Source organism: Desulfobacter latus (genome assembly GCF_013389365.1).
GTDB lineage: Bacteria > Desulfobacterota > Desulfobacteria > Desulfobacterales > Desulfobacteraceae > Desulfobacter > Desulfobacter latus.
Map to the genome: position 1 here is coordinate 1 of NZ_JACADJ010000237.1, position 255 is coordinate 255.

1 protein-coding gene and 1 pseudogene are annotated in these 255 nt (G+C 40.0%); both read right to left on the reverse strand.

The annotated features are described in order from the left end of the window. Nucleotides 1-126: helix-turn-helix domain-containing protein (locus HXW94_RS20610; RefSeq protein WP_425484235.1), on the reverse strand; the 126-nt coding region annotated here is incomplete at its 3' end. Next, nucleotides 126-255, reverse strand: a pseudogene (locus HXW94_RS19130) (IS607 family transposase); the annotation flags it as partial. The gene HXW94_RS20610 and the pseudogene HXW94_RS19130, both read right to left, overlap by 1 nt.

Here is a 255-nt window from a genome sequence, read left to right on the forward strand (position 1 = left end):
TTGACGATTCCATTCAGCAAGTGCCCAATTCCAGGTGAATCGAGCCGTACCACAAGCGCGAATAAAATACCCCCGCTGTACATTGGTAGGATCGAGTTCTATTTTATGAGCCAATTGGATTATCATTACTCGGACGCCTCAATCATTGTTTTGATCTTTTTTTTATATTTACGAAGCCCGTACAATCTACAACTGAATGTATGTATAATTGCCATTAAATCCTCCACCATTTCCTGTTGCGGAGATAAAGATTCT